General features: G+C 65.4%; 26 protein-coding genes. 23 read left to right on the top strand and 3 right to left on the bottom strand.

Annotation, left to right across the window (positions count from 1 at the left end; translation table 11 throughout):
* Positions 1-6 precede the first annotated feature (6 nt).
* Positions 7-909 carry an NAD(P)-dependent oxidoreductase gene (locus DEH84_RS15245; RefSeq protein ID WP_109037617.1) on the top strand — a complete coding sequence of 301 codons (903 nt, stop codon included), beginning with the start codon at positions 7-9 and terminating at the stop codon, positions 907-909.
* 39 nt (positions 910-948) lie between these two features.
* Here the strand turns inward: DEH84_RS15245 and DEH84_RS15240 are convergent, their stop codons facing one another.
* Genes DEH84_RS15240 through DEH84_RS15230 form a run of 3 tightly spaced genes read right to left on the bottom strand, consistent with a single transcriptional unit; the run spans position 949 to position 2620 of the window.
* Positions 949-1617, bottom strand: coding sequence for a BON domain-containing protein (locus DEH84_RS15240; protein WP_109037616.1), 669 nt, complete (start codon positions 1615-1617; stop codon positions 949-951).
* Positions 1614-2195, bottom strand: coding sequence for an SIS domain-containing protein (locus DEH84_RS15235; protein ID WP_159098989.1), 582 nt, complete (start codon positions 2193-2195; stop codon positions 1614-1616). The genes DEH84_RS15240 and DEH84_RS15235 overlap by 4 nt, the downstream gene beginning before the upstream one ends.
* Before the next feature lie 44 nt (positions 2196-2239).
* Entirely contained in the window at positions 2240-2620 is a 381-nt protein-coding gene (locus tag DEH84_RS15230; protein ID WP_109037614.1) for a YraN family protein, read from the bottom strand.
* On the opposite strand from DEH84_RS15230, the gene rsmI reads away from it, so the two are divergent.
* The 22 genes from rsmI to rplQ all read left to right on the top strand — a co-directional run bounded on the left by rsmI (position 2601) and on the right by rplQ (position 17837).
* On the top strand, positions 2601-3524 hold the full coding sequence (gene rsmI, locus DEH84_RS15225; RefSeq protein ID WP_425428966.1) for a 16S rRNA (cytidine(1402)-2'-O)-methyltransferase: 924 nt from the start codon (positions 2601-2603) through the stop codon (positions 3522-3524). The two genes, DEH84_RS15230 and rsmI, sit on opposite strands and share 20 nt — an antisense overlap.
* 172 nt (positions 3525-3696) lie before the next feature.
* Positions 3697-4647: an esterase/lipase family protein gene (locus tag DEH84_RS15220; protein ID WP_109038428.1), complete on the top strand. Its 951-nt coding sequence runs from the start codon at positions 3697-3699 to the stop codon at positions 4645-4647.
* A 147-nt stretch (positions 4648-4794) separates the two neighbouring features.
* Complete coding sequence (locus tag DEH84_RS15215) at positions 4795-5742, top strand: esterase/lipase family protein (protein WP_109037612.1); 948 nt, start codon at positions 4795-4797, stop codon at positions 5740-5742.
* A 77-nt stretch (positions 5743-5819) separates the two neighbouring features.
* Positions 5820-6752: a lipase secretion chaperone gene (locus tag DEH84_RS15210; RefSeq protein ID WP_109037611.1), complete on the top strand. Its 933-nt coding sequence runs from the start codon at positions 5820-5822 to the stop codon at positions 6750-6752.
* Between the two features lie 64 nt (positions 6753-6816).
* Complete coding sequence (gene tldD / locus DEH84_RS15205) at positions 6817-8277, top strand: metalloprotease TldD (RefSeq protein ID WP_109037610.1); 1461 nt, start codon at positions 6817-6819, stop codon at positions 8275-8277.
* 278 nt (positions 8278-8555) lie between these two features.
* The gene (gene rplN, locus DEH84_RS15200; protein ID WP_088286487.1) at positions 8556-8924 is read left to right on the top strand and encodes a 50S ribosomal protein L14; all 369 of its coding nucleotides are present in this window, start codon (positions 8556-8558) and stop codon (positions 8922-8924) included.
* A gap of 30 nt (positions 8925-8954) precedes the next feature.
* Positions 8955-9272, top strand: a complete 318-nt coding sequence (rplX, locus tag DEH84_RS15195; RefSeq protein WP_109037609.1) for a 50S ribosomal protein L24 — start codon at positions 8955-8957, stop codon at positions 9270-9272.
* Between the two features lie 11 nt (positions 9273-9283).
* Positions 9284-9835 (top strand): 50S ribosomal protein L5, encoded by a 552-nt coding sequence (gene rplE, locus DEH84_RS15190; protein WP_109037608.1) that lies wholly within the window; start codon positions 9284-9286, stop codon positions 9833-9835.
* Between the two features lie 8 nt (positions 9836-9843).
* Entirely contained in the window at positions 9844-10149 is a 306-nt protein-coding gene (gene rpsN, locus DEH84_RS15185) for a 30S ribosomal protein S14 (protein ID WP_109037607.1), read from the top strand.
* A gap of 30 nt (positions 10150-10179) precedes the next feature.
* Complete coding sequence (rpsH, locus tag DEH84_RS15180; RefSeq protein ID WP_109037606.1) at positions 10180-10575, top strand: 30S ribosomal protein S8; 396 nt, start codon at positions 10180-10182, stop codon at positions 10573-10575.
* A 19-nt stretch (positions 10576-10594) separates the two neighbouring features.
* The gene (rplF, locus tag DEH84_RS15175) at positions 10595-11128 is read left to right on the top strand and encodes a 50S ribosomal protein L6 (protein WP_109037605.1); all 534 of its coding nucleotides are present in this window, start codon (positions 10595-10597) and stop codon (positions 11126-11128) included.
* A gap of 14 nt (positions 11129-11142) precedes the next feature.
* Positions 11143-11502 carry a 50S ribosomal protein L18 gene (gene rplR / locus DEH84_RS15170; protein ID WP_109037604.1) on the top strand — a complete coding sequence of 120 codons (360 nt, stop codon included), beginning with the start codon at positions 11143-11145 and terminating at the stop codon, positions 11500-11502.
* A gap of 29 nt (positions 11503-11531) precedes the next feature.
* Positions 11532-12050, top strand: a complete 519-nt coding sequence (rpsE, locus tag DEH84_RS15165) for a 30S ribosomal protein S5 (RefSeq protein WP_109037603.1) — start codon at positions 11532-11534, stop codon at positions 12048-12050.
* A 16-nt stretch (positions 12051-12066) separates the two neighbouring features.
* Positions 12067-12249, top strand: coding sequence for a 50S ribosomal protein L30 (rpmD, locus tag DEH84_RS15160; protein WP_109037602.1), 183 nt, complete (start codon positions 12067-12069; stop codon positions 12247-12249).
* A gap of 24 nt (positions 12250-12273) precedes the next feature.
* Positions 12274-12708: a 50S ribosomal protein L15 gene (rplO, locus tag DEH84_RS15155; RefSeq protein ID WP_109037601.1), complete on the top strand. Its 435-nt coding sequence runs from the start codon at positions 12274-12276 to the stop codon at positions 12706-12708.
* Between the two features lie 58 nt (positions 12709-12766).
* Positions 12767-14077, top strand: a complete 1311-nt coding sequence (gene secY, locus DEH84_RS15150) for a preprotein translocase subunit SecY (RefSeq protein ID WP_109037600.1) — start codon at positions 12767-12769, stop codon at positions 14075-14077.
* Positions 14078-14342: 265 nt separating this feature from the next.
* Entirely contained in the window at positions 14343-14456 is a 114-nt protein-coding gene (gene rpmJ / locus DEH84_RS15145) for a 50S ribosomal protein L36 (protein WP_035036301.1), read from the top strand.
* Between the two features lie 38 nt (positions 14457-14494).
* Entirely contained in the window at positions 14495-14857 is a 363-nt protein-coding gene (gene rpsM, locus DEH84_RS15140; protein WP_109037599.1) for a 30S ribosomal protein S13, read from the top strand.
* A 29-nt stretch (positions 14858-14886) separates the two neighbouring features.
* The gene (gene rpsK, locus DEH84_RS15135) at positions 14887-15291 is read left to right on the top strand and encodes a 30S ribosomal protein S11 (protein ID WP_035036296.1); all 405 of its coding nucleotides are present in this window, start codon (positions 14887-14889) and stop codon (positions 15289-15291) included.
* Between the two features lie 306 nt (positions 15292-15597).
* Complete coding sequence (gene rpsD, locus DEH84_RS15130; RefSeq protein WP_109037598.1) at positions 15598-16221, top strand: 30S ribosomal protein S4; 624 nt, start codon at positions 15598-15600, stop codon at positions 16219-16221.
* A 142-nt stretch (positions 16222-16363) separates the two neighbouring features.
* Complete coding sequence (locus DEH84_RS15125) at positions 16364-17353, top strand: DNA-directed RNA polymerase subunit alpha (RefSeq protein WP_109037597.1); 990 nt, start codon at positions 16364-16366, stop codon at positions 17351-17353.
* Between the two features lie 91 nt (positions 17354-17444).
* The gene (gene rplQ, locus DEH84_RS15120) at positions 17445-17837 is read left to right on the top strand and encodes a 50S ribosomal protein L17 (protein WP_109037596.1); all 393 of its coding nucleotides are present in this window, start codon (positions 17445-17447) and stop codon (positions 17835-17837) included.
* Positions 17838-17962: the final 125 nt, after the last annotated feature.

Here is a 17962-nt window from a genome sequence, read left to right as displayed (position 1 = left end):
CACCCCATGAGCGCCGCTGCCCCCAAGACCTACGACCCCACCCCGAGCCGCCGCGTGGCCTTTCTGGGCCTGGGCACGATGGGCGCGCCCATGGCCGCCCACCTGGCTGCTGCCGGCCACACGGTGACGGTCTACAACCGCACCACCGCCAAGGCCGACGCCTGGGTGGCGGACCATGGCGGCCGCGCAGCCGCCACGCCGCAACAAGCGGCCGAGGGCGCCGACATCGTCTTCAGCTGTGTCGGCAACGACGGTGACCTTCGTCAGGTCACCGTGGGCCCCGATGGCGCCTTTCACGGCATGGCGCCGGGCGCGCTTTTCGTCGACCACACCACCACCTCGGCCGAGGTCGCGCGCGAGCTGGCCGTGGCGGCGCAGGCGCGCGGGCTGGCCTTCATCGACGCCCCCGTCTCCGGCGGCAACCTGGGCGCGATCAATGGCGTGCTCACGGTGATGTGCGGGGGGGCACCCGAGGCCTTTGCCCGCGCCGAGCCCGTCATCCGCGCCTTTGCCCGTGCCGTCACCCTGATGGGCGACAGCGGTGCCGGCCAGCTCACCAAGATGGTCAACCAGATCTGCATCGGCGGTCTGCTGCAGGGGCTGTCCGAGGCGCTGGCCTTCGGGCAGAAAGCCGGGCTCGACATGGCCCAGGTCATCGGCGTGATCTCACAGGGCGCGGCCGGCAGCTGGCAGCTCGCCAACCGCGGGCCGACCATGGCGCAGGATCAGTTCGATTTCGGCTTTGCCGTCGACTGGATGCGCAAGGATTTCGGCCTGGTGCTCGACGAGGCCCGCCGGTTGGGTGCACGCCTGCCCGTCACGGCCCTGGTCGACCAGTTCTACGCCGATCTGCAGGCGCAGGGCGGTGGGCGCCTGGACACCTCCAGCCTCATCCGTCGGCTGCGCTGAGGAGCCAGGCGGCACGCACCGCGCTGCCGTCCCGCCGCTTCACTGCGGCTGAGCCGAGCCGGCGTTGCTGCCGGTGTTGGGGTTGGTGGCCGGCGAAGGCAGGCGGCGCGCCAGTTCGTCTTCACTGATGACCTGGAAGGCTTTCACGACCTTGCGCACACCGCTGATCGTGGCCGTCAGCTCGGCAGCGCGGTTGGCCTCGCGCTCGGTCACCACACCCATCAGGTAGACCTCGCCACGCTCGACCACCACCTTGAAGGCATTGGCCATCAGGTCGCGGGCGTCGATCAGCGTGGCCTTCACCTTGCCTTGTATCAGCACGTCATTCGAACGCGCCGACAGGCTGCTGTTGGGGGCCACCACCAGCTCGTTCATCACGTTCACCACGTTCTCGACCTGGCTGGCCGCGCGGGCCGCCGATTCGCGGGCGTGGTCGTCCTGCACCTCGCCGGTCAACAGCACGTGGCGGTTGTACGAAGTGACGTTCACATGGGCCTGGTTGCCGATCGTGTCGCGGATGCGGTTGGCCGCCTTCAACTCGATCGACTGGTCTTCAAGCAGCGCGCCCGACGTGCGGCGGTCTGCCGCGACAAAGGCGCCGCCCACGGCCGTGCCCACCAGCAGCGGGGCGCAGGCACTCAGCGAGGCGGCGGCCAGCAGGGCCAGCGCGGTCCCGCGCAGCGAGCGGGTGATCGGGGTGCGGTTCATGGGTGTTCCTCTCCAAGCAGGTGGTTGTCGACCGCGGCACACAGGCCGCTCAGGGCCAGCCAGGCGGTCGCGAACATGGTGTCGGCGCGCGTGCCGGGCAGCGGCACCCACACGTCCGTGTCGCGCAGCATGGGGCCCAGCGTGCGGGCCGCTTCGCCGGTGAAGGCGACGAGCGTCATGTCCAGCTCGCGCGCGGCGTCCGTGGCGGCCAGCAGATCGGGGTCCTCGCGCTCCAGCGAGAAGGCGAGCCACACGTCGCCCGGATGGCCCAGCGCACGCACCTGCTGCGCCAGCGTCGGTTGCTGCGGCGAGCCCGAAGGCGTCAGCGCCACCGCGGCCAGGGGCGGACGTTCGCGACCCTGGCCCTGCACCAGCAGCATGGCCGCACGGCGCGCCAGGTGGGCCCCTTCGTCTTCACCCGCGCACAGCACCGTGCCGCCCGAGGTCAGCGTGTGCATCAGCGCCTGCGCGGCGTAGTTCAGTTGTTGAGCCAGTCGCTCGGACGACTGGTACAGCCAGTCGGCGGTCTCCAGCAGCGGTTGCTGCAGATAGGCGGGCTGAAAATGGGAATCCGGCATGGCGCGGATCATAAGTCAGGGGCATTCCCCCTTGTGTCAAGGCGTCAGGATGCGTCGAAGGCCGCCGGAATCCACGTCAGATCGTCGCCGTCGATCGCCACCACGTCGAAGCGGCAGGGTGGCCAGTCCCGCAGGCCCATCAGGTAGGTCTGGGCTCCCCGGATGCAGCGCCGCTGCTTGCCCCGGCTGATCGAGGCGGCCGCGCCGCCGTGGTCGCGCCCGGTGCGCTGTCGCACCTCGACGAACACCAGCGTGCCGTCGCGGTCCCGCAGAATCAGATCCACCTCGGCGCCAGGCGCACCCGGGCCGCGCGCCACCCGATAATTGCGCTCCACCAGCGTCAGCCCCTGCGCCAGCAGATGCTGCAGCGCGCGCTCCTCCGCCTCGTCTCCCCGGGATTTTGTCGTGACCTTCGATGCCAACATGCTGCTCCAGGCAGCCCGCCACGTGGCCGCCGGCCAGCAGTATCCCAAAGGCGCGCTTTACCTGGTGCCCACGCCCATCGGCAACCTGGCCGACATCAGCCTGCGCGCCGTGCATGTGCTCGATCTGGTCGATGCCGTCGCCTGCGAAGACACGCGTGTCTCCGGCCAGCTGTTGCGTCACCTGGGCATTGACAAACCGCTGATGGCCGTGCACCAGCACAACGAGGTCGGCGCGGCCCAGCGCGTCCTGGCCCTGCTGCAGGACGGCCAGCGCGTGGCCTACGTCAGCGACGCGGGCACGCCGGCCGTTTCCGATCCCGGCGCGCACCTCGTCGCCGCTGTGCAGGCCGCCGGCCTGCCGGTCGTGCCCCTGGCCGGGCCCAGTGCCGTCACCACGGCGCTCAGTGCCGCCGGCGACGTCCATGCCCAGGGCTTCCGTTTTCTCGGCTTTCTGCCCGCCAAAGGCGCGGCCCGCCAGACGGCCCTGCGCGAGGCGCTGTCGTCACAAGCCAGCCTCGTTCTGTTCGAGGCACCCCACCGCATCGCCGACCTGGCTGCCGACCTGGGTGCCGTGTGCCCGGCTGGCACCATCACGCTGTGCCGCGAACTGAGCAAGCAGTTCGAAGAGATCGCCACCCTGCCTGTCGGGGGCCTGGCCGCCTGGCTGGATGCGGGCCCGCACCGCCAGCGTGGTGAGTTCGTGCTCGTCGTCCACGCCTCTGGCGCGGCGCCCGACGACGCCGAGCTGTCCCCGGCGGCGCGGGCGCTGCTTGCCGAACTGGTCTGCCACATGCCGGTGAAGAAGGCCGCTGGCCTGGTGGCCGACCTGACTGGCCTGCCGCGCAAGGCGCTGTACGACGCGGCCCAGCGTTGCCGCAACGAAGCCGACGCGCAGCCCGACTGAGGCAGACACGGCCACCCGCACGGGTTAGAACAGGCCCCGTTTGACGGCTTATAGCTTGTCTGCGGGGGCGGGCAAACCCGTGTTCTGCGGAGTTACCCTCAAACGACCGTTTTATTGCCCTCCAACAATGGGCTCCAACGGCAGCAGACGCTGCGCCATCAAGGAGCCCCACATGATCCAGTCACTCATCCGTCGCCCCCTGTTGACAGCCTGCGCCCTGGCCGCGGCCGTCATGGCTGCCGCCCCCGCGGCCCACGCCACCACCACCGCCTCGAAGACGAAGCACCCCATCGTGCTGGTGCATGGCTTCATCGGGTTCGACAACATCCTGGGCATCCAGTACTTCTACGACATTCCCAAGCAGCTGCGCGCCGATGGCGCCACCGTCTACATCGCGTCCGTCAATCCGTCGCAGACCACCGAGTTCCGGGGTGAAGAGCTGATCCAGCAGATGAAGCAATGGGCGGCCAAGGACGGGGTCACCCGCTTCAACCTGATCGGCCACAGCCATGGCGGCCCGACCGTGCGTTACGCCGCCGGCACCGTGCCCGCCATGGTCGCCAGCGTCACCACCGTCGCGGCCACGCACTTCGGCAGCAAGGTGGCCGACGACATCCTGGCCAACACCACGCCCGATGGCGGCTTCGACAAGCTGGCCACCGCCGGCCTGCAACTCATCGGCTGGCTGAGCGGCAACAGCACGGCCAAGCAGGCCGACCTGCTCACGGCCCTCAACGCCCTTTCTTCGGAAGGCTCGGCCGCCTTCAACGCCAAGTTCCCGGTCGGCGCGCCCACCACGCCGTGCGGCAACGGCCCCGAGGTGGCGAGCGTCGCGGGCCACCCCATCCGCTGGTACTCCGTGTCCGGCACCGCCGTGAAGACCAACGGCTGGGACATCTCCGACGCCATCCTGGGCGCCACTGCCAAGTACTTCGGCGACGAGCCGAACGACGGCCTGGTCTCGAAGTGCTCCAGCCACTGGGGCAAGGTGCTCAAGGACGATTACGCCTGGAACCACCTCGATGAAGTCAACCAGGTCCTGGGCATCGTCGGGCGCACGGCGCCGGACCCGGTTGCCTTCTACAAGGCGCAGGCGAGCCGCCTGAAGCTGGCCGGCCTCTGATCCCCTGCCCCTGGCGACAGGGGCTGTCTGGCGGCCTCCGTTCGGCGCCACCCTCGGTTCCCGGCCTCGGTCGTGGGCCGAGATTTCTCACGCCCCCGACCATAACAACATCCAGTTAACAAGCAACGTCATCCCAAAGGAGCAAACATGACCCGTTCAACCGTCTGGCGCGCCGTTTCCCTGGCCGCCGCCGTGGCCGTTTCCACCCTGGCTGCCGCCCCCGCCGCCCATGCTGGCACCTATGCCAAGACCAAACACCCGATCGTGCTCGTGCACGGCTTCATCGGGTTCGACAACATTCTGGGCATCCAGTACTTCTACGACATCCCCAACAAGCTGCGCGACGAGGGCGCGACCGTCTACATCGCCTCCGTCAACCCCTCGCAGACCACCGAATTCCGTGGCGAAGAGCTGGTCCAGCAGATGAAGCAGTGGGCGGCCAAGGACGGCGTCACCAAGTTCAACCTGATCGGCCACAGCCATGGCGGCCCGACCGTGCGTTACGCCGCCGGCACCCTGCCCACGATGGTGGCCAGCGTCTCGACGGTGGCGGGCACCCACTTCGGCAGCAAGGTGGCCGATGACATCCTGGCCGGCACCACCCCGGGCGGCGGCTTCGACCAGACGGCCACGGCCGGCCTGAAGCTCATTGCCTGGCTCAGCGGCAACAAGACGACCAGCGATGCCGACCTGCTGACCGCGCTCAAGGCCCTCAGCGCCCCGGGCTCGGCCGCCTTCAACGCCAAGTTCCCGGTTGGCGCCCCCACCACGACGTGCGGCACCGGCCCCGAGAAGGCCAGCATCAATGGCAACAGCATGCGCTGGTACTCGTTCTCCGGCACCTCGGTCAAGACCAACGGCTGGGACATTTCGGACGCCATCCTGGCGGAAACCGCCAAGTACTTCGGCACCGAACCCAACGACGGGCTGGTCTCGAAGTGCTCGAGCCACTGGGGCCGCGTCGTGAAGGACAACTACACCTGGAACCACCTCGACGAGATCAACCAGGTGCTCGGCACCATCGGCGCGAACTCGCCCGACCCGGTGTCCTTCTACAAGCAGCACGCCAACCGCCTGAAGTGGGCGGGCCTCTGATGAGGGTCTGACCGGAGGCGCCGCGTGGCGTCTTCCGGTCAGCATGCCGAACTCAACATCTGGACAGGAGCGCGCGGATGGACATGCGCCTCAAACTCACCGCTGGCGTGGTCGCTGTGGCCGCGCTGGCTGCAGCCGCTTTCTCCCTGCGCCCCGCCGCGCCGGGTGCGGACCCTGACGGGCGCCCCGCGTCGTCGTCAGACGGCTGGGCCATGATCAAGCCAGGCGGCCAGGTCGAGGAGGGCGCGCGGCCCGCCCCGGGCGCCGCTGCGATGACCCCCGAGCAGGTGCGCCAGCGCCTCTTCAGGCAAGGCTCTTTCGCCGGCACCGAGCCTTCGGGCGACTGGTGCGTGGCCCAGGGCAAGCTCAGCGCCTGTGCGGCCCTGCGGCACCGCTTCGAGTACTACATCCTGGGCCTTGGCGAAGTCACCGTCGACGACCTGCGGGTGCTCGTGCTCGACGAGGCCAACCGCGCGCATGGCCACGCCCTGGCGCAACAGATCATCGCCGTGTGGGACAAGTACTGGCAACTGCGTGGCCACGCCTGGCGCAACCGTTTCGACCAGAGCGACCGCCGCACGTGGCTGCCCGTCTTCGAAGAGCAGCGCATGGTGCGCCGGCAGATCCTCGGCACCGACTGGGCTCACGCCTTCTACGCCGACGACGAAGCCAAGTTCCAGGCCCACTACGCCCAGCTGGAATCCGGCCTGCCGCCGCCGCCCGACCCCGGCGAGCCCGTGCCCCAGATGGCGCCCGGCAAGGACCCGGCCGCCGTCCACGCCGAGCGCGTCGCCCGCTACGGCGAGGCCGCCGCCACGCGCCTGGCCAAGGCCGACGACGAGTGGGCCGACTGGCAGCGCCGCCTCGCCGCGGCTCGCCAGGAATGGCAGCGACTGCAGGGCGCCAGCCACCTTTCCGACACCCAGCGCCGGCAGGACATGGCCGATTACGTCAGCGCGCACTTCAAGCCCGACGAGCACCTGCGCGTCCAGGCCCTGCTCAAGCTCTGACACGCGCATCCGGACATACGCCCATCCCCGTGCGGCGCCATCCTGCCGTGCCTACAATGGCCCCATGATCGCTGTCGACGCCACCATTGCCCGCCTCCAGACCGCTCGCGAGCTCCTGCTCGCCCCATTCGGTCTGGATGAATCCACGCTGCTCAAGGCCCTCAAGGTCATCACCGAGCACCGGGTCGACGACGCCGACCTCTACTTCCAGTACACCCGCAGCGAAGGCTGGAGCCTGGAAGAGGGCATTGTCAAATCGGGCAGCTTCGGCATCGACCAGGGCGTCGGCGTGCGCGCCATCGCCGGCGAGAAAACCGCCTTCGCCTACTCCGACGACATCTCCGAAGCCGCGCTGCTCGACGCCGCCCGCACCGTGCGCACCATCGCCTCGGCCGGCCAGAGCCGCCGCGTCAAGGTCGGTGGCCACACCATCGCCCCGAGCCGCACGCTCTACGGCGGCTTCGACCCCATCGCCTCGCTCGACAGCGCCGCCAAGGTCGCCCTGCTCGAAGACGTCGAACAGCGCGCCCGCGCCAAGGACCCGCGCGTGGTGCAGGTCATGGCCGGCCTGGGCTGCGAGTACGACGTCGTGCTGATTGCCCGCGCCGACGGCACCCTGGCCGCTGACGTGCGCCCGCTGATCCGCCTGTCGCTCACCGTGATCGCCGAGCAGGCTGGTCGCCGCGAGGTCGGCTCCTCCGGGGGCGGCGGCCGCTACGACCTGTCCTACTTCACTCCGGCCGTCACGCAGGCCTACGTCGACCAGGCCGTGCACGCTGCGCTGGTCAACCTGGAAGCCCGCCCGGCGCCCGCCGGCGAGATGACCGTCGTCCTCGGCAACGGCTGGCCCGGCATCCTGCTGCACGAAGCCGTGGGCCATGGCCTCGAGGGCGATTTCAACCGCAAGGGTTCCAGCGTCTTCTCCGGCCGCGTCGGCCAGCGCGTGGCCGCCAAAGGCGTCACCGTGCTCGATGACGGTACGCTGCCCGACCGCCGTGGCTCGCTCAACATCGACGACGAAGGCCAGCCCACCCAGCGCACCGTCCTCATCGAAGACGGCATCCTGCGCGGCTACATGCAGGACGCCACCAACGCCCGCCTCATGAAGACCGCGCCCACGGGCAACGGCCGCCGCGAAAGCTACGCCCACCTGCCCATGCCGCGCATGACGAACACCTACATGCTCGCCGGCGACAAGGATCCCAAGGAGATCGTCGCCTCCATCGACCGCGGCCTGTACGCCGTCAACTTCGGCGGCGGGCAGGTTGACATCACGTCGGGCAAATTCGTGTTCTCGGCCTCGGAGGCCTACTGGGTCGAGAAGGGCCAGATCCAGTACCCCGTCAAGGGCGCCACCCTGATCGGCAACGGCCCGGACGCCATGACGCGCGTCAGCATGATCGGCAACGACCTGGCGCTGGATTCCGGCGTGGGCACCTGCGGCAAGGAAGGCCAGTCCGTGCCGGTGGGCGTCGGCCAGCCGACCCTGCGCATCGACGGCCTCACGGTGGGCGGCACCGCCTGACGCCGTCGCACACCCAATCGCTTGCAAACAGCGCTTGACCGCGTTTCGCGTTCTCGTGCATAATGCAAGGCTTCGCTGAACAAGCGGCAATGGCTTTGGCCTGGCATCCCTCGCGGGTGCTTCGAGTTCCCGGAACGAATTCGAAGCACACGTGCTGCGGCAGGTGATCTACGAAGTCTGTTGCTTGTTCAGATCCGCCCGTTCTACGGGCCCAAGACTGACCGTCCGTCGTTGCGCAAGTGGTTTGCGCAGCCGGCCGGGCCAAGTTGGGGTACACCATGATCCAAATGCAATCGCGACTGGACGTCGCTGACAACACGGGTGCTAAGAGCGTCATGTGCATCAAGGTGCTCGGTGGCTCTAAGCGTCGTTACGCCGGTATCGGCGACATCATCAAGGTGAGCATCAAGGAAGCTGCACCGCGTGGCCGCGTCAAGAAGGGCGAGGTTTACAGCGCTGTGGTCGTGCGCACCGCCAAGGGCGTCCGTCGTCAGGACGGCTCCCTGGTCAAGTTCGATGGCAACGCCGCTGTGCTGCTCAACGCCAAGCTGGAGCCGATCGGCACCCGCATCTTCGGCCCGGTCACGCGTGAACTGCGTACCGAGCGCTTCATGAAGATCGTGTCGCTCGCTCCCGAGGTTCTGTAATCCCTCGGTGCAACGCAAAGGACCGCTCACATGAACAAGATTCGCAAAGGCGACCAGGTCATCGTTCTGACCGGCCGTGACAAAGGCAAGCGTGGCACCGTGGCCGCTCGCGTCGACGCCGACCACCTGCTGGTCGACGGCGTGAACGTGGCCAAGAAGCACGTCAAGCCGAACCCCCTGAAGGGCACCACCGGCGGCATCGTCGACAAGACCATGCCCATCCACCAGTCCAACGTGGCGATCTTCAACCCTGCCTCCGGCAAGGCTGACCGCGTCGGCATCAAGCTCCTGGAAGACGGCAAGAAAGTGCGCGTCTACAAGTCCAGCGGCGAAGAAATCAAGGCTTGACGAGGTTCCACATGGCTCAACAACAAGCTCGCCTGCAGAAGCTGTATCGCGAAAAGATCGTCCCCGAACTGATGACCAAGTTCGGCTACAAGTCGATCATGGAAGTGCCGCGCGTGACCAAGATCACCCTGAACATGGGTGTCTCGGAAGCCGTGTCGGACAAGAAGGTCATGGAACACGCCGTCGGCGATCTGACCAAGATCGCTGGCCAGAAGCCGGTCGTCACGATGTCGCGCAAGCCCATCGCCGGTTTCAAGATCCGCGAGAACATGCCCATCGGTTGCATGGTCACGCTGCGTGGCGCCACGATGTTCGAATTCCTGGACCGCTTCGTCACCATCTCGCTGCCCCGCGTGCGTGACTTCCGTGGTATCTCGGGTCGTTCGTTCGACGGTCGCGGCAACTACAACGTCGGCGTCAAGGAACAGATCATCTTCCCGGAAATCGAGTACGACAAGATCGACGCCATCCGTGGTCTGAACATCAGCATCACGACGACGGCCAAGACCGACGACGAAGCCAAGGCGCTGCTGCAGGCTTTCAAGTTCCCGTTCAAGAACTGAGGTTCACCGTGGCAAAAGTTTCCCTGAAGCAACGCGAAGAAAAGCGCGAAAAGCTGGTTGCCAAGTACGCGCAGAAGTACGCCGAACTGAAGGCCATCATCGATGACGCCAAGAAGTCGGAAGAAGAGCGCTACGCCGCCCGTCTTGAACTGCAAAAGCTGCCCCGCAACGCCAACCCGACCCGTCTGCGCGCTCGCTGCAATCTGACCGGTCGCCCCCGTGGCACGTTCCGTCAGTTCGGTCTGGGTCGCACCAAGATCCGTGAATTGGCATTCGCTGGCGACATCCCCGGTGTCACCAAGGCGAGCTGGTAATCCCAGCAGGGCACGAACAGGAGTTATCCCATGAGCATGAGTGATCCCATCGCCGACATGCTGACCCGTATCCGTAACGCACAAATGGTCGACAAGACCAGCGTTTCGGTGCCGTCGTCGAAGCTGAAAGTCGCGATCGCCCAGGTCCTGAAGGACGAAGGCTACATTGACGGGTTTGCCGTCACCGGTGAGGCTGCAAAGCCTGTGCTGGAAATTGCATTGAAGTACTACGCAGGTCGCCCGGTCATCGAGCGCATCGAGCGTGTGTCCCGCCCCGGTCTCCGCATCTACAAGGGCCGCCACAGCATTCCTCAGGTCATGAACGGCCTGGGCGTTGCCATCGTGACGACCCCGCAAGGTGTGATGACCGACCGCAAGGCTCGCGCTGCCGGCATCGGCGGCGAAGTGCTCTGCTACGTCGCCTGATACTTGAGGAGCAATCGCAATGTCCCGCGTTGGAAAAATGCCGATCGCCGTCCCTCAAGGTGTGGACGTGAAGATCACTGCCGAAGGCGTCACCATCAAAGGTGGCCTCGGTACCCTGACCCTGCCGGCCAATAGCCTGGTCGCTGTCTCGCAAGACGGCGCCACGCTGAAGGTCGCACCGGCCAATGATTCTGCTGAAGCCAATGCCATGTCCGGCACCTTCCGCGCCCTGCTCAACAACACCGTCAACGGTGTGAGCAAGGGCTTCGAGAAGAAGCTGACCCTGGTGGGCGTGGGCTTCCGTGCCCAGGCTCAAGGCCAGAAGCTGAACCTGCAGATCGGGTTCTCTCACCCTGTGGTGAAGGACATGCCGGCTGGCATCAAGGTCGAGACCCCGTCTCAGACCGAGATCGTGATCAAGGGCGCCGACCGCCAGGTCGTCGGCCAGATCGCAGCCGAAGTGCGTGCGTTCCGTCCGCCCGAGCCCTACAAGGGCAAGGGCATCCGCTATGCGGAAGAGCGCGTGGTCCTGAAAGAGACGAAGAAGAAGTAAGGAGCTGATTCATCATGGCAATGAGCAAGAAGGAACAGCGCCTGCGTCGTGCACGTCAAACCCGTGCCCGTATCGCTCTCCAAGGCGCCGTGCGTCTGACGGTCACCCGTTCGAACCTGCACATCTACGCGTCCGTGATTTCTGGCGACGGCACCAAGGTCATCGCGACCGCGTCGACCGCCGAGAAGGAAGTGCGCGAACAGGTCAAGAACGGTGGCAACACTGCCGCTGCAGCCCTGATCGGCAAGCGCATCGCCGAGAAGGCGAAGGCCGCTGGCGTCGAGAAGGTCGCATTCGACCGCGCTGGCTTCCAATACCACGGTCGCATCAAGGCCCTGGCTGAAGCCGCGCGTGAAGCCGGCCTGCAGTTCTAAGCCGCGTCGGCAACCGGAAGGAATTTCAAATGGCTAAGTTTCAACCCAAGGTGGCAGACGAAGGTCGCGACGACGGTCTGCGCGAAAAGATGATCCAGGTGAACCGCGTGACCAAAGTGGTCAAGGGCGGTCGGATCATGGGTTTCGCAGCCCTGACCGTGGTCGGTGATGGCGATGGCCGCATCGGCATGGGCAAGGGCAAGGCGCGTGAAGTGCCGCTGGCCGTGCAGAAGGCGATGGACCAAGCCCGTCGCAACATGCTGAAGGTCTCGCTGAAGAACGGCACCGTTCACCACAACGTGACCGGCGAACACGGCGCAGCCAAGGTGCTGCTGGCTCCGGCTCCCGCCGGTACCGGCATCATCGCAGGCGGCCCGATGCGCGCTGTCTTCGAAGTGATGGGCATCACCGACATCGTCGCCAAGAGCCTGGGTTCTTCGAACCCCTACAACATGGTTCGCGCCACGTTCGACGCTCTGGCCAAGGCCACGACGCCGTCGGAAGTCGCTGCCAAGCGCGGTCTGACCGTTGAACAAGTGTTCAACTGATCGCTGGAGAGCTGACATGAGCGAAAAGAAAACCGTCACCGTCAAGCTGGTGCGCAGCGTGATCGGCACCAAGGCCGACCACCGCGCCACCGTGAAGGGCCTGGGTCTGCGTCGGATGAACAGCACCGCTGTCCTGGAAGACACGCCCGCCGTGCGCGGCATGATCAACAAGGTCCGCTACATGGTCGTGGTGCTCTAAGCGCCTGACCTTTCGGGGAATACCATGGAACTCAATAGCATCAAGCCCGCCTCGGGTGCCAAGCATGCCAAGCGCCGTGTCGGCCGCGGCATCGGCTCCGGCCTGGGCAAGACCGCAGGTCGCGGTCACAAGGGTCAGAAGTCGCGTTCGGGTGGCTACCACAAGGTCGGTTTCGAAGGCGGTCAGATGCCGCTGCAGCGCCGCCTGCCGAAGCGTGGTTTCAAGTCGCACCTGCTGAAGTACAACGCCGAAGTCACCCTGGGTGAACTGCAGGCTCTGGGCGCCGCCGAAGTCGACGTCCTGGTGCTGAAGCAAGCTGGCCTGATCCCCCAACTGGCCAAGGTGGTCAAGGTGATCAAGTCGGGCGAACTGACCAGCAAGGTCGTGCTCAAGGGCATCGGCGCCACCGTTGGCGCCAAGGCCGTGATCGAAGCTGCCGGCGGCTCGCTGGCTGAATAAGTCGACACCGATCGGCATTGCGCAAGCATTGAACGTCAAAGCCTGAACAGGACTCAGCGTGGCAACCTCTCCCACTCAACTGGCACAAAGCGGCAAGTTCGGCGACCTGCAGCGTCGTCTGGTCTTTCTGCTGCTGGCGCTGGTCGTCTACCGAATCGGCGCGCACATTCCCGTGCCCGGTATCGACCCGAACCAGCTGCAACAGTTGTTCAAGGGCCAGCAGGGCGGCATCCTGAGCCTGTTCAACATGTTCTCGGGCGGGGCGCTGTCGCGCTTCACCGTGTTTGCGCTGGGCATCATGCCCTACATTTCCGCGTCCATCATCATGCAGATGATGGGCTACGTGGTGCCCACCCTCGAGTCCTTGAAGAAGGAAGGCGAGGCAGGGCGTCGCAAGATCACGCAGTACACCCGTTACGCAACCCTGGGCCTGGCGTTGTTCCAGTCCTTTGGCATCGCGGTGGCCCTCGAAGGCACGGCGGGGCTGGTGGTCAATCCTGGTTTCGGCTTCCGCATGACCACGATGGTCAGCCTGACGGCCGGCACCATGTTCCTCATGTGGCTGGGTGAGCAGATCACCGAGCGGGGCCTGGGTAACGGCATCTCGATCCTCATCTTCGGCGGCATCGCAGCGGGTCTGCCTGGTGCACTCGCAGGTCTGTTCGAGCTGATCCGCACGGGTTCGATGAGCATTCCGGCCGCCATCTTCATCGTGGCCCTGGTGTTTGCCGTCACCTACCTGGTGGTGTTCGTCGAGCGCGGTCAGCGCAAGATTCTGGTGAACTACGCCAAGCGCCAGGTCGGCAACCGTGTGTACGGTGGTCAGTCTTCGCACCTGCCGCTGAAGATCAACATGGCCGGTGTGATCCCGCCTATCTTCGCGTCGTCGATCATTCTGCTGCCGACCACCGCTGTGGGCTGGTTTGCCACGGGTGACAGCATGCGCTGGCTGAAGGACATCGCTTCGATGCTCTCGCCTGGCCAGCCGATCTACGTGATTCTGTATTCCGTTGCCATCGTCTTCTTCTGCTTCTTCTACACCGCACTGGTGTTCAACAGCCGCGAGACGTCGGACAACCTCAAGAAGAGCGGCGCGTTCATCCCCGGCATCCGTCCCGGTGACCAGACCGCACGCTACATCGACAAGATCCTGGCCCGCCTGACCCTGGTCGGCGCGGTCTACATCACGGCCGTGTGCCTGCTGCCCGAGTTCCTCGTGCTCAAGTACAACGTGCCTTTCTATTTCGGCGGTACCTCGCTGCTGATCATCGTGGTCGTCACGATGGACTTCTGGGCGCAGGTGCAGTCTTACGTCATGTCTCAGCAGTATGACTCGCTGCTGAAGAAGGCGAACTTCAAGGCGAATTGAGACGGCTTCGGCCCCTCGACTTGCCAAGAGCCCCTTCACAGACGGGCTGGTTTTGCGGCACAATGCTAGGTTTCGCATTCGCCGCGGCCAGGTTGTCGTGTCGGGCGTCCTGATCGATCGGTGATGAGCCGTGCGACCAGGCCGTCTGGCGGGGCTGTACAAGCGTCGTGCTCGCCTCGTGTTCCGGGCGAAGTGAGCTGGAGTTTGGTGACCCCGGAAACGTGGGCGAATTTCCGCTGAGCATTCAGCGGTTCAGGAGAAGACCATGAAAGTCTCGGCATCCGTCAAGAAGATGTGCCGTAATTGCAAAATCATCCGCCGCAAGGGCGTGGTTCGTGTGATCTGCACCGACCCGCGTCACAAGCAGCGTCAAGGCTGATCGCCTGACCGGGCGACACACGCGTTCAGAGGACAGTTATGGCACGTATTGCTGGCATCAACATTCCGCCGCACAAGCACACCGAAATCGGTCTGACTTCGATCTACGGCATTGGTCGCACCACCGCGCAGAAAATCTGCTCGGCTGCAGGCATTCCCTTCGACAAGAAGATCAAGGAACTGACCGACGGCGACCTCGAGAAGATTCGTGAAGAAGTGGGCAAGCTCACCATCGAAGGTGACCTGCGCCGCGAGCTCTCGATGAACATCAAGCGCCTGATGGACCTGGGTTGCTACCGTGGCTTCCGCCATCGTCGTGGCCTGCCCTGCCGTGGCCAGCGCACTCGCACCAATGCCCGCACCCGCAAGGGTCCGCGCAAGGCGATCGCCGGTAAGAAGTAATCGGGCTTCGATTTCGAAAGAAAGTATCTATGGCTAAAGCACCTGCGAACAGCGCTGCCCGTCGTGTGAGCAAGAAGGTCCGCAAGAACATTGCGGACGGCATCGCCCACGTGCACGCTTCGTTCAACAACACCATCATCACCATCACCGACCGCCAGGGCAACGCGCTGTCCTGGGCTTCGTCGGGTGGTCAGGGTTTCAAGGGCTCGCGCAAGTCCACGCCGTTCGCTGCCCAGGTGGCCGCTGAAGTGGCTGGCCGCGCTGCTCAAGAACAAGGCATCAAGAACCTGGACGTCGAGATCAAGGGCCCCGGCCCGGGTCGCGAGTCGTCGGTGCGCGCCCTGGCTTCGCTGGGCATCCGCATCAACTCGATCTCCGATGTGACGCCCGTGCCGCACAACGGCTGCCGTCCGCAGAAGCGTCGCCGCATCTGATCCGGTTCTGACTGGCTCGGGCTTCTCCGCCGAGCCAAGTTCGCCCACCTCGCTCGGCTTGCTCGCAGGCTGCGCGAGGTTTGTGCGTTGCGCGATGCTGACAAAGTCACTCGACTCCGTCGGTGCTGCGTGACGCTGCTTGCTATAATGGCAAGTTCTCTGCAGTGGTGGCTGGCCGTGTGTCGGCCCCCTCTGATCTGAAGCCCACCGTCTTCTGGCCATGATCGCCGGGAGACTCGCGCCGGTCAACGCCCTCGCTGCAGCAGGGGCGAGGCTGGCGTCAGATACATCACAAGGACACGACAAGTGGCACGTTACCTCGGACCCAAGGCCAAGCTGGCCCGCCGCGAAGGCACCGACCTTTTCCTCAAGAGCGCCCGCCGCCCCATCAGCGACAAGGCCAAGTTCGACACCAAGCCGGGTCAGCATGGCCGCACCTCCGGCTCGCGCACCTCGGACTTCGGTCTGCAGCTCCGCGAAAAGCAGAAGGTCAAGCGCATGTACGGCGTGCTGGAAAAGCAGTTCCGTCGCTACTTCGCTGAAGCCGAGCGCCGCAAGGGCAACACCGGCGGCAACCTGCTGTCGCTGCTGGAATCGCGCCTGGACAACGTCGTCTACCGCATGGGCTTCGCCTCGACGCGCGCTGAAGCCCGTCAGCTGGTGGGCCACAAGGGCGTGGTCGTGAACGGCCAGGTCGTGAACATTCCGTCGTACATGGTCAAGGCCGGTGACGTGGTCGCCGTGCGCGAAAAGGCCAAGAAGCAGGTCCGCGTGCAGGAAGCCTTCAAGCTGGCCGAGTCGATTGGCATGCCGGGTTGGGTTCAAGTGGACGGCGCCAAGCTGGAAGGCGTGTTCAAGAAGACCCCGGATCGCGACGAGTTCGGCTCCGACATCAACGAATCGCTGATCGTCGAACTGTATTCGCGTTGATGCGTCGCAGGGCTGCGCCGCACGGTCGTCCGATCGTGTCGCGTGGCCTTGTGCATTTGTATTTCAGGGCCGGGGCATGTGCTCCGGTTGGTCCAGCAGCCTTATCGGTGTAACGAGCCGAGGGTATTGACAGGAAGACCTCATGCAAACGAATTTGCTGAAACCCAAAGCCATCCAGGTGGAACCGCTCGGCGGTCACCGTGCCAAGGTTACGCTCGAACCGTTCGAGCGCGGCTATGGCCACACCCTCGGCAACGCGCTGCGTCGCGTGCTGCTGTCGTCGATGGTCGGTTTCGCACCCACGGAAGTCACGATCGCTGGCGTGCTCCACGAGTACTCGGCCATCGATGGCGTGCAGGAAGACGTGGTCCACATCATGCTGAACCTCAAGGGCGTGGTGTTCCGTCTGCACAACCGTGACGAAGTCACCCTGGTGCTGCGCAAGGACGGCGAAGGTCCCGTGACGGCGGCAGACATCCAGACCCCGCACGACGTCGAAATCGTCAACCCGGGTCACGTGATCGCCCACCTGTCGGCTGGCGGCAAGCTGGACATGCAGATCAAGGTGGAAAAGGGCCGCGGCTACGTGCCGGGCAACATCCGCCGCTATGGCGAAGAGTCGAGCAAGGCCATCGGCCGCATCGTGCTGGACGCTTCGTTCTCGCCGGTCCGCCGCGTGAGCTACACGGTCGAAAGCGCCCGTGTGGAACAGCGCACCGACCTGGACAAGCTGGTCATGGAGATCGAGACCAACGGCGCCATCTCGCCGGAAGACGCGATCCGTGCCTCGGCCAAGATCCTGGTGGAACAGCTGGCGGTCTTCGCCCAGCTGGAAGGCCCGGATGCCGCCGGCATCTTCGAAGCCCCGGGCAAGCCTGGCGCGACGTTCGACCCGATCCTGCTGCGTCCGGTCGACGAGTTGGAGCTGACCGTGCGTTCGGCCAACTGCCTCAAGGCCGAGAACATCTATTACATCGGCGACCTGATCCAGCGTACCGAGACCGAGCTGCTCAAGACCCCGAACCTGGGTCGCAAGTCGCTCAACGAGATCAAGGAAGTGCTGGCTTCCCGTGGTCTGGCCCTGGGCTCGCGCCTGGAAGCCTGGCCGCCCCAAGGTCTCGACAAGCGTTGATTTTTTGAAAGTGGGCGGCTCTGAAGGGCCGCCCGGTGCACCCGGCGGTACCTTGAAACGGCCGTCGGTTTGATAAGGAAAGGAAAGCACCATGCGTCACGGAAATGGACTCCGTAAACTGAACCGCACTTCGTCGCACCGCGCTGCGATGCTGCGCAACATGGCCAACTCGCTGATCGAGCACGAAGCCATCAAGACCACCGTGCCGAAGGCCAAGGAACTGCGTCGCGTCGTCGAGCCGCTGATCACCCTGGCCAAGGAACCCACGCTGGCCAACAAGCGTCTGGCGTTCGACCGCCTGCGCAACCGCGACAACGTGGTCAAGCTGTTCAACGTGCTGGGCCCGCGCTTCGCCAAGCGCCCGGGCGGCTACACCCGCATCCTGAAGATGGGCTTCCGCGTGGGCGACAACGCCCCGATGGCCTACATGGAGCTGGTTGAGCGCACCGAAGAAACGGCTGCCCCGGAAGCCGCCGCTGAGTAAGTCCTGAGCGCAGAGCCTCTTCGGGGCTCTGGCGATACAAAGAAGCCCGCGTGGTTCGCTCCTCGCGGGTTTTTTTATGGGGCCGTTCTGGCCCGCACATGAAAAACCGGGTGAGGGCTTGCTGC

It is taken from the genome of Aquabacterium olei, from assembly GCF_003100395.1.
Lineage (GTDB): Bacteria > Pseudomonadota > Gammaproteobacteria > Burkholderiales > Burkholderiaceae_C > Aquabacterium > Aquabacterium olei.
This window is presented reverse-complemented; position numbering and strand designations above follow the sequence as displayed.